The organism is Vibrio brasiliensis LMG 20546 (genome assembly GCF_000189255.1).
Taxonomy (GTDB): Bacteria; Pseudomonadota; Gammaproteobacteria; order Enterobacterales; family Vibrionaceae; genus Vibrio; species Vibrio brasiliensis.
On sequence record NZ_AEVS01000113.1, the window covers coordinates 1 to 10243 of the forward strand.

Annotated in this window: 9 protein-coding genes, 1 pseudogene and 1 riboswitch; of the genes and pseudogenes, 3 read left to right on the forward strand and 7 right to left on the reverse strand. The window is 44.6% G+C overall.

What is annotated here, in order from left to right:
* Positions 1-388 precede the first annotated feature (388 nt).
* Positions 389-838 (forward strand): RNA recognition motif domain-containing protein, encoded by a 450-nt coding sequence (locus RH46_RS20820; protein WP_006881503.1) that lies wholly within the window; start codon positions 389-391, stop codon positions 836-838.
* On the opposite strand, the gene murI is transcribed toward RH46_RS20820, so the two are convergent.
* From murI to RH46_RS20835, 3 genes are read right to left on the reverse strand one after another with little or no spacing between them, the layout of a single operon-like run.
* On the reverse strand, positions 804-1598 hold the full coding sequence (gene murI, locus RH46_RS20825; RefSeq protein WP_006881504.1) for a glutamate racemase: 795 nt from the start codon (positions 1596-1598) through the stop codon (positions 804-806). The genes RH46_RS20820 and murI overlap by 35 nt on opposite strands.
* A gap of 43 nt (positions 1599-1641) precedes the next feature.
* Positions 1642-2316 (reverse strand): Dph6-related ATP pyrophosphatase, encoded by a 675-nt coding sequence (locus tag RH46_RS20830; protein ID WP_006881505.1) that lies wholly within the window; start codon positions 2314-2316, stop codon positions 1642-1644.
* A 49-nt stretch (positions 2317-2365) separates the two neighbouring features.
* Complete coding sequence (locus RH46_RS20835) at positions 2366-4183, reverse strand: TonB-dependent receptor domain-containing protein (protein ID WP_006881506.1); 1818 nt, start codon at positions 4181-4183, stop codon at positions 2366-2368.
* 56 nt (positions 4184-4239) lie between these two features.
* A riboswitch (cobalamin riboswitch) is annotated at positions 4240-4442 on the reverse strand.
* A 200-nt stretch (positions 4443-4642) separates the two neighbouring features.
* Here RH46_RS20835 and trmA point away from each other — a divergent pair.
* Positions 4643-5752: a tRNA (uridine(54)-C5)-methyltransferase TrmA gene (gene trmA / locus RH46_RS20840; RefSeq protein WP_006881507.1), complete on the forward strand. Its 1110-nt coding sequence runs from the start codon at positions 4643-4645 to the stop codon at positions 5750-5752.
* A gap of 63 nt (positions 5753-5815) precedes the next feature.
* Here the strand turns inward: trmA and RH46_RS20845 are convergent, their stop codons facing one another.
* The 4 genes and pseudogenes from RH46_RS20845 to fabR all read right to left on the reverse strand — a co-directional run bounded on the left by RH46_RS20845 (position 5816) and on the right by fabR (position 8530).
* Entirely contained in the window at positions 5816-6769 is a 954-nt protein-coding gene (locus RH46_RS20845) for a DMT family transporter (RefSeq protein ID WP_006881508.1), read from the reverse strand.
* Positions 6770-6966: 197 nt separating this feature from the next.
* Positions 6967-7342: pseudogene (locus RH46_RS22650) on the reverse strand (hypothetical protein).
* A gap of 163 nt (positions 7343-7505) precedes the next feature.
* Complete coding sequence (locus tag RH46_RS20855) at positions 7506-7889, reverse strand: YijD family membrane protein (protein ID WP_006881512.1); 384 nt, start codon at positions 7887-7889, stop codon at positions 7506-7508.
* Positions 7889-8530, reverse strand: a complete 642-nt coding sequence (fabR, locus tag RH46_RS20860) for an HTH-type transcriptional repressor FabR (RefSeq protein ID WP_006881513.1) — start codon at positions 8528-8530, stop codon at positions 7889-7891. Before fabR ends, RH46_RS20855 begins: the two co-directional genes overlap by 1 nt.
* A 258-nt stretch (positions 8531-8788) precedes the next feature.
* Here fabR and sthA point away from each other — a divergent pair, with 258 nt between their 5' ends.
* Positions 8789-10219: a Si-specific NAD(P)(+) transhydrogenase gene (gene sthA / locus RH46_RS20865; protein ID WP_071985947.1), complete on the forward strand. Its 1431-nt coding sequence runs from the start codon at positions 8789-8791 to the stop codon at positions 10217-10219.
* Positions 10220-10243 lie beyond the last annotated feature (24 nt).

Below are 10243 nucleotides of genomic sequence, written 5' to 3' on the forward strand. Positions count from 1 at the left end.
CTATATTTTTAAAGAGCTTTTTCTAACTTCCGTTGCGCTTAGCGCCTCGTCGTTAGGGGTGCGTATCTTACGCTTCCCATTTTGAGAGTCAAGCATTTTTTCAAACTTTCTTTTCTCTCTTTTCCAACTCGGTGTGTGATGTTTGTCTCACTCCGTGTCGGTGAGGCGGCATTATAGGGAGGTCTGAGAGGATGACAAGTGTTTTTTTGAAATTAATTTCTGTTTGGTTAAAAAGAAATCAAAACGCTGAAAATAGAATAAAATTTCAACATTTGAGTCATGTCACATCAATAGGTTGGAAAAACTACAACCATATACGTAAGATCCCTGTGTCTATTTTGTTAACAGTAGACCTAATTTTTCTCAAACCTAAAAGTTGTATTCCAATATGAGTTCAAACAAATCGACCTTAATGATTGTCGCCTTAGCCGTTTTGGGTGGGATCATCTTTTCGCAGGTAGCTATCTCACCTGCATTGAGCTTTGTTCTGGGTGTTTTTGCTTCCGCTTTTATTCTTAAACTTTCGAACACCAATATCGAACAAGATCAATCGAATGACCCTTCAACCAAAACATTGTATGTAGGTAACTTGCCTTATAAGGCAAATGAATCGCATGTAAAGGAACTGTTCGCCAAGCATGGAGAAGTTTTTGCTGTACGTCTTATGAAAGATAAGCGCACAGGTAAAAGAAGAGGTTTTGGTTTTGTGGTGATGGCGGCAGCTGATGCTGAGCCTGCAATTGAAGCACTTAACGAAAAGGACTATATGCAGCGCACATTAAAAGTACGTATTGCTAACGATCCTAAATCTCAATCGGATAGTACTGAACAGGGCTAAAGCCCAATAGGTACAATGCCTGATTCAAGGCTCCTTCTTCCCAAGGGGGAGCACTTGAATAAATCTCTCTCTTTCCTTGCGTCTCCGCATCAGCCTCAATCACTAATAAGTCTTTCACTCGACGAGCGATCGCCTCCCCCGAGTCAACCAATTGTACGTGATTAGTTAAGACTGCCTGAATCTCTTCTCTAATAAGAGGAAAATGAGTACAACCAAGCACCGCGACATCAATTTTACTCTCCATCGGAGCTAAGATATTTTTCAGCTCTTCAAGATCTACGGCTTTTCCACGTAACTTTTCTTCTGCAATGTCCACCAGCCGAGTCGAACCTAGCAGTTCTACAGGTTTACTTTGCGAAAAATCGCGAATCAAGTCATGTGTGTACGGGCGAGTAATCGTTGCAGGAGTCGCAATCAGACCTACGGCTTTGTTAGCAAGATTAGAAGCTGGCTTAATCGCCGGCACTACCCCAACTACTGGAACTGATAGCTTGGCACGTAAAGTAGGCAGAACAATGGTACTCGCCGTGTTACAAGCGATGACCACTAAGTCGATTTGATGTTGTGCGACTAACGACGACACTATGGTATCGACACGTGCTATAAGAGTGTCATGATCAAGCTCACCGTATGGGTATGCTTCGTTGTCAAATATATAGAGGTAATCAAGCTGAGGTAGCTGAGCCTGTATTTCTTTATAGACAGAGAGTCCGCCTACGCCAGAATCAAAGATCAGGATTTTCGCTGTTTTCTTGGTCACTTGATTAACTCGTTAAATTTCGACTTGGCAATGATACTCTCTGTCAGGTATTTGGCAATCTCTTCGCTGTGTATCGTTGATGACTGAATCTCGGTCCTTGCTCTATATGGGTAAGTTCCAGCTCAATAGAACCAGAGTAACTGCGAGTATGGGTCACCAGAGTGTGAAATTCCCCATCTTCCCCGCATGGGTCTACACTGGAGGGCAGGCTTTCGACTAACTCTCTTGTATACCACTTACCACAATAGTCGCTACTGAGTTGAGTCCCATCAGTAGTGACAACTAAAGTTTGAATCCCTCGCTCCAGAATCTCTTGGGCTAACTCAGCACTATTCTCTGCTAATAAAGGGAAAACACACTCCCAGCCTGCTGGTTCAATATAGCTTCGTCGATAAGCTTCGATTCCATTGCAGAACATATCGCCAAAGGCAACAGCATCAATATTAAGGTCGCTCTGTTTCAGGGCATTAATAATCGTCGACTGATAGATTTCGTTGGATGGAAACGCCTCGGGCATCTCTATCTTGATCAAAGGAAGCCCTAACAGTTCTGCTTGTATATCTAATACGTAAAGAGGCGTTGCCTGAAATGGCACTTCGTCTTTGACATAGGTGGTATAAAGTCCAACGACATTGTACTGTTCATTGTCGATCAATCTTTCGAGGGTCAGTGTCGAGTCTTTGCCACTTGACCAGCTAATAATGACGTTCTTTTGCATAGTGATTATCTATTAATAAGAAAAAACCGCCCGAAGGCGGTTTGAGATATTAAAATTGGTAAGTTAGATTCGCAAAGAATCTACGCTCTGGTGCGTTATACCCTTTTGTTGTTTCGTATTGCTCATCGGTAAGGTTATCAACTCGACCTCGAATTACTAACTCCGGAGACACCCAGTAACCGACTGATACGTCCCAAAGGCTGACTGACGGCAGAATATTGTCAGCAACGTACGTTTCATTCGGATTACCTAAGCGCTCACCTGTATAGGTATAGGTTAGGTTGAAATCAAAATCGTCATACGAGGCATCTAACAGCCACTTGTAGTTTTCATCGGCACGTTTAGCTAATTTATTACCTTTAGAGTCTTTGTGATCTTTGAACTCTGCGACAACAGTGTGGTGGATAAATGCAGTCTCAAATTGAGCCGTGATCTCTACACCTTTTAATTTGGCATCAACGTTAAGCGGATACCACGGTGAACCTTCATACCAAATGATCAAGTTATCAACTTCATTGTTGTAAGCTGTCACTTCAAGATCGAATAAATCAAAGTTACCTGTATAGCCAATCTCTCTGTTTTGAGCTTCTTCTGGCTTAAGATCGGCATTGTTGGTCAAGTCCGAATAGCTAGGTGCTTTAAAAGCTGTACCTCCAGCTGCTCGAATTGAATGGCTCTCAGTAATATAGTAACGACCACCTAAAGACCAAGTCGTGTAGTTGTCATAGGTATCATGTTTATCGTTGCGGAGGCTACCGGACAATTGCAAAGCGCCAAAACGAGCGTCAGCAGAAGCATACACACCCGTTGTATTGCGAGACTCACCTGCTAACTGGTCCGCGGAACCGTAAGAAAGGGCCCCATCATTGAGTTTTTCTCTACGCCAATCCGCACCAGCCCCAAGAGCAATAGCCTCATTTAGTTGGTAAAGATTCAGAAACTGAAGTGTTGTTAAATCGATTTCTTTCTTAGTACTCGCGCTGTCCTTCCCCTCAGCCTGAGTGTAATCCAGATTCTCAATCGCTTGCTGATTTGCTCGAAGCACAGAATTAACCGCACCGTTTTGATACTCTAGCTCTGCTGTTGCGCTGAGATTTTCTGAATAACCAAACTTCTTACCGAATGAGTCGTATTCAGTTAGGCTATCGAACCAACGTAGAGATGCCGAGCCGGTTAGCTTTTCAGTAATCGGTTGCGAATATGAAGCAAATAAGTTTTTACTTTCATAACCATAATCCAATCCAGTAGCTGGATCTTTAATGTCATAGCCATCTGTTTCTTCAAAGCCAGCCGCCAGTTTCAATAAGCCACCATTGGTTAACTGAGCGGTATTAGAAAAGCTTGCTTCTTTTTGAGCATCACTGCCCGCACCAAGAGAGATGTAAGTTGATTCTCCATCACTACCAGATGCTGTAATAATATTAATTACACCCGCGACAGCATCTGAACCATATAATGCCCCACCAGAGCCGCGTATTACTTCCACACGCTCAATTGTGCCGACAGGGATATGGTTGAACTTAATACCACCAGCAGCAGTATCAATACGAACACCATCAACTAAAAACAGTACTTGGTCACTGTTATATCCGCGCATAAAAACAGATGCACTATGACCGCGCCCACCAGTTTGTGAAACTTCTACACCTGGAACACGTTTAAGAACATCAACCAAAGATTTGGCCTGAATCTGTTCAATTTCTTGTCTTGTAATGACAGTCGTTGATGCAATAACGTCTTGAAGCGGCTGCTCAAAACGATTTGCAGTAACCACCATAGTCTCATCAGCAGAAACTTGTTGGGCGTAAGAAATAGATGCGTGCGGAAGTAGCGATGCCACTGCTATCGCTAATATAGATCGGTTCATTTTTATAATCCTAAATCGCGTAAGTCCTACTGAGCGCGAAGCTTCTTGCTTCCAGTGTTATTGCTCAGCCGCTGGCAGGTCTTCGGACTCAAGAGCTTGGCATAGGCCACCTACTCACCCGACTTCCCCCATGCTCCTGCATAAAGTGTCTAATGGGCTTTCGTTCTCTCTTACCGCTGCGCGTCAGTTCTGGATTTACACCAGATTCCCTTTTCAGCCATCTATACATCTAGACAGCACCAGCTTGGCGACGATGTTATTAAGCAATTGATTATTTGTCCAGCCAATATTCTTAATCCCGATGAAATTAGGCTGTTTCATTCCCTCTCTCATTAGCACTTTACACGCTATCTTTAAGACATTGAGGGCACAGTACTGGACATACTGCTGAGATTGAATAAAATCTGCGCTCTTGAATTAAATGCACCATTCACAGGTACAAAACCAAAGGTAATACCCATGGCGACTCTTGATGTAAATCCGCAACGCTACCAAGAACAACTGGCTGAGAAGGTTGACCGTCTCAATGAGATGTTCGCTTCTTACAATGTACCTGAGTTGGAAGTATTCGAATCACCAGAACAGCACTACCGTATGCGTGCAGAGTTTCGTGTTTGGCATGAAGGTGAAGACCTTTACTACATCATGTTCAACCAAGAAACACGTGAGAAGTACCGTGTTGATCAGTTCCCGGTTGCTAGCCGTCTAATCAACGACCTGATGCCTCTGTTAATTGAAGCGATGAAAGGCAGTGATTCTCTACGTCGTAAGTTATTCCAGGTTGACTTCCTGTCAACACTGAGTGGAGAGATCCTGGTTTCACTACTGTACCACCGTCAGCTTGATGATGAATGGACGCAAAACGCCAAAGCTCTTAAGCAACGTCTTAATGATGAAGGCTTTAACCTCAACATTATTGGTCGTGCACGTAAGATGAAGATTGTTCTTGATCGTGATTACGTCATCGAGAAGCTCGACGTAAATGGTCAGCCTTACGTTTACCAACAAGTAGAAAACAGTTTTACTCAGCCTAACGGTAAGGTTGCAGAAAAAATGCTGGAGTGGGCAGTAGACTGTACGCAAGAGAGCACTGGTGATCTGCTAGAGCTATACTGTGGTAACGGCAACTTCTCACTGGCACTGGCACAAAACTTCGACCGTGTACTCGCGACCGAACTGGCTAAGCCGTCAGTAGAATCCGCTCAATACAACATTAAAGCCAATAACATCGACAACGTGCAGATCCTGCGCCTGTCTGCGGAAGAGTTTACTCAGGCGATTGAAGGTAAGCGTGAATTCCGTCGCTTAAAAGATGCTGGTGTCGACCTAAACAGCTACAACTGTAACACTATCTTTGTTGATCCTCCGCGTGCTGGCATGGATATCGACACATGTAAGATGGTGCAAGGCTACGAGCGAATCATGTATATCTCATGTAACCCAGAAACATTGAAAGAGAATCTGGACATCCTGTGTGAAACACACAAAGTGACTCGCTTCGCCCTGTTTGACCAGTTCCCGTTCACCCACCATATGGAAGCGGGTGTTCTTCTAGAGCGAATCAAATAACACATTACCCTTATTTATTAAGCCCCGCACATGCGGGGCTTTTTTATGCCTGCTTGACTAGATTTAAGCTTTAATTTCCTTCATGCAGTGCTCGCACAGCACCGGTTTTGGTGTTGTACTTTTTCCTCTAATACGTTGCCAAAACTCTGGAGTAGCTTTGGTAATCAGTATTCCTCCCAGCAGGGGCAACAACAGAGCGACTGACGTCAGTGAGATAGTGTTGCCCGAAATCCATGTCGAAATACTCAATGCAATCAATGGGAATAGAAGGAAACAGATCGACGCGGTAAACGGATTAGAAACCTGACCGAGCTTAAAGTACGCGACGATGCCACCGACACTGGCAAATACCCCTAAATATACGACAGCCGAAATAGAATCCGTTGAGAACAGAGCGATATCTGGTTGTTCGACGACTAGTGATGTAATGAACAACAGAACGGATGCAATCAGGCTTGGCAGTGCGTTGTAAGTCAGAACAGGAATCCCTTTGCAGTACTTCTCAACAAATACATACATCACTGCATGAATCGCGACAGCACCTCCCAAAGCAAGAAAGCCGAGCAGATAATCATCGCCACCCAGACTCATCTCTTGAGCGAGGATCAGAGCAAGGCTCACAACCGCGACCAATAATCCACATGTCTGTATTTTTGATAGCCTCAAACCAAGAAACCATTTCGACATAATCATCACAGCAATTGGCATCGTGGCAAAGATGATCGAGGCCAGACCGGAGGAAATATACTGCTCGCCAAAAATCATTAAGGTGAACGGAATGGCGAAGTAGAGAATCGCCACAATAAACATCCAGTACATTTTCCCTTGAGGAAAGATTAGAGGCTGTTTAAGGCGCTTAGCCAACATCACCAAGAACGGAGCGGCAATAAGGAAGCGCAAACCTGTGGCGAAGATTGGTGGAATGGTTTTGACAGCAATCTCCATCGCAAACCACGTAGTCCCCCAGATTAAACAAACAGAGATAAACAAGATAATAGGCAGGTGCTTAGACGTCATAGCGACCTCCCACAGATACTCCAAAAGCAAGACTTAACAGATGTGCGGCCAGGTGCTGTGCACCAGCGATTTGATTAGTTTTCATTTTTTAATCCCATTTCATGGGGTGCAAATAGATCTCTATTCACACGCATAACAAATTCGCACGGCATTTCGTGCAGTAAAATTGTTGGGCAGCATAGTGCTGCGAAATAGGATTAAGCTATCGGAGGGCGATAGAGGGTGTGGATATCTGCGCTGGTGTAATCAATGGTCAGGGTCGCGACTAACCCATAGCGAAAAGGAGCCTCATAAGAGCGTTGCTGAGTCCCGACAACCGCAGCACCAGAGGCTTGACCAGGGTGAGAACAGCACTGCTTTTTGATACAACTTACCGCCAGGATCGCAACAACCCGGTTCATTCGTTTTATCCATATCCAAGCCACAGTGACCAAAAGAGATGATATCAGTGGTAGTAATATGGTGTGACGCTGATGAAGAGTTCACTTCTGCACGAGCAATACCACTTGATAGCGCAACGGCAATCAAGAGACTCAACAGAAAGTAAATTGTGGATGTACTCTTACTTAGCATCACACACTCTCAGCACATGGAACGAAGGGTAAAAACGATATTAGTCATCATGTCAGCACGATACAAGTGTACTTTTTCTGACTTTACAATTATTTACCTATTTTAAGGTAAAGAAAAACGAGCCAGTGTGGCTCGTTTTCTGTGTTTAACTTAGCAGATAAGATTAAGACTCTGCTTTTGTTACCGAATTAAGAAAGCCCAGTTTCTTTGCCACCCATAGCAGCAGACCTAAGGTAATAAAGATCGCTAGCATATTTGAGCCGGCGTCTGGGTATTGCGCTTTGACAAACGCAGAGTGACCAAATGCTCCGACAAAGAAACACGCTAGACCAACTAGCGGGATATCTTCAGAGACTGGGTTACTTAGGTACTCTTGGTAAAGCGCCTGTACAGATAGTACAAGTGCAATCAGTGGAAAAATTGAGAAAGAGACTTCACTCATGGTTAGCCATGACAGCATAGCGTCACCACACATACCCGCGATTAGCGCCAGTACTAGTGTTTTCTTCTCAGAACCACGATTAACTTGGTTTGTTTCATTCGACATTAATCTATCCCACCTTTTAATCGGTTACGTTCACGTTCTTTGCGATACCAGAAAGCCCCTTTGGCTATCATTCGCAATTGCATAATCAGACGTTCTGCGAGCTCATCTCGCTCATGCCTTTCCAGATCTAAAGCTTCTGCACCAGAGCTGAACACCAAAGTAACGGACGCTTCTGCTTGGGTAAAAGCTTCGTCACGGGTCATCCCCGTACTAATCAAATACTCTGTCATCTCAGCGACGAAGTGTTGCATCTCGCGAGCCACAGCAGTACGAAATTCGAAAGAGGTTCCAGAGCGTTCACGTAACAATAGACGAAAAACGTTCGGGCTACTCTCGATAAACTCCATGAAGGTATCAACCGAAGTTCGAATCACACTGCCCTCTTTGACAATGCGTTGGCGGGCCTGACGCATCAATTGACGCAGCAACAAGCCTCCTTCATCGACCATGGTCAAGCCTAACTCATCCATGTCTTTGAAATGACGATAGAATGATGTTGGGGCGATCCCCGCTTCGCGCGCCACCTCTCGTAAACTTAAGTTAGAGAAGCTTCGATCAGCACTCAATTGACTAAACGCAGCATCAATTAATGAGCGACGCGTTTTCTCTTTCTGCTGTGCACGGATTCCCATGGATTTCATAATTATTTTTCTATTTTTCTTACATCGGTAGCCATTAATATACAACGATTGGCTTAAGGAGATAAGCCATAATCTTTCGCTTTGACGACCGAGTGGCAATTAAACCGAGTTAGGCTGAATTTTCAATCTTTTCGCCCTCAATTAGAGACATACGACATACCCTTTAATCTATTTGTTTGATTCTACGTGATCCCACCGACTCTCTAGTGCGCTTTTCTTTTACGCCTTGAAGGAATCAGTTAAAATCTCGCTACAGCAATGTTAAGACAATATAACAAGGAAAGAGCTATGGCGGATAATAACCACTTTGATGTAATCGTTATTGGTAGTGGTCCCGGAGGTGAAGGGGCAGCGATGGGATTAACCAAAGCGGGATTAAATGTAGCCATTGTTGAAAAGGAAAGCAGCGTCGGTGGTGGTTGTACTCACTGGGGTACGATTCCTTCTAAAGCTCTGCGTCATGCAGTAAGCCGTATCATCGAATTTAACAATAACCCACTGTTCTGCCACAACAACACCAGCTTACATTCGACATTTTCCAATATCCTTGGCCATGCAAAATCGGTTATCGACAAGCAGACTCGTCTACGTCAGGGCTTTTACGACCGCAACCAGTGCTCTCTTATTTTTGGTAGCGCGCGTTTTATTGATAAGTACACCATCGCAGTAATGCAGAGCGATGGCACTGAAGAGACCTACAGCGCAGACCGATTCGTTATCGCTACAGGTTCTCGACCTTATCAGCCAGACAATGTCGACTTCATGCACGAGCGTATCTACGACAGTGACTCTATCCTTAGCCTAAAACATGACCCTCGCCATATCATTATTTATGGTGCCGGTGTGATCGGTTGTGAGTACGCGTCTATTTTCCGTGGTTTAGGGGTTAAAACAGACCTCATCAACACCCGAGATCGCCTGCTTTCATTCCTCGATAACGAAGTGTCTGATGCACTTTCTTACCACTTCTGGAACAGTGGTGTAGTGATTCGTAACGATGAGACCTTTGAAAAAATCGAAGGTACTGAAGATGGCGTCATTGTTCACCTCGAATCAGGTAAGAAGATGCGCGCAGACTGTATTCTCTACGCTAATGGTCGTACGGGTAACACCGACAAACTCAACCTGTCAGCAGTAGGCCTGGAAGCTGACTCACGCGGTCAGTTAAAAGTAGATGGCAACTATCAAACGGAAGTTGAGCATGTTTACGCGGTTGGGGACGTCATTGGCTACCCTAGCCTTGCAAGTGCAGCGTACGATCAAGGACGTTTCGTTGCTCAGGCAATTAACAAGGGACAGGCAGAAGGCCACCTTATCGAAGACATTCCGACTGGTATCTACACTATTCCAGAAATCAGTTCAGTCGGCAAAACCGAGCAGGAACTAACAGCGGCTAAAGTACCTTACGAAGTTGGACGCTCATCGTTCAAGCACCTTGCACGAGCTCAGATCGCAGGTAAAGATATTGGTAGCCTGAAGATTCTTTTCCACCGCGAGACCAAAGAGATCTTAGGTATTCACTGCTTTGGTGAGCGTGCGGCAGAAATCATCCACATCGGTCAGGCGATTATGGAGCAGAAAGGTGAAGCGAATACTATCGAATACTTCGTTAACACCACCTTTAACTATCCGACCATGGCAGAGGCGTACCGCGTTGCCGCACTGAACGGTCTGAACCGCTTGTTCTAGTTTCAAACCATACAAAAAAGCCGC

Coding starts and splice junctions, on each gene's coding strand:
- RH46_RS20820 (WP_006881503.1), top strand. CDS start 389: ATGAGTTCAAACAAATCGACCTTAATGATTGTCGCCTTAGCCGTTTTG.
- RH46_RS20830 (WP_006881505.1), bottom strand. CDS start 2,316: ATGCAAAAGAACGTCATTATTAGCTGGTCAAGTGGCAAAGACTCGACA.
- RH46_RS20835 (WP_006881506.1), bottom strand. CDS start 4,183: ATGAACCGATCTATATTAGCGATAGCAGTGGCATCGCTACTTCCGCAC.
- trmA (WP_006881507.1), top strand. CDS start 4,643: ATGGCGACTCTTGATGTAAATCCGCAACGCTACCAAGAACAACTGGCT.
- RH46_RS20845 (WP_006881508.1), bottom strand. CDS start 6,769: ATGACGTCTAAGCACCTGCCTATTATCTTGTTTATCTCTGTTTGTTTA.
- RH46_RS20855 (WP_006881512.1), bottom strand. CDS start 7,889: ATGTCGAATGAAACAAACCAAGTTAATCGTGGTTCTGAGAAGAAAACA.
- fabR (WP_006881513.1), bottom strand. CDS start 8,530: ATGAAATCCATGGGAATCCGTGCACAGCAGAAAGAGAAAACGCGTCGC.
- sthA (WP_071985947.1), top strand. CDS start 8,789: ATGTTAAGACAATATAACAAGGAAAGAGCTATGGCGGATAATAACCAC.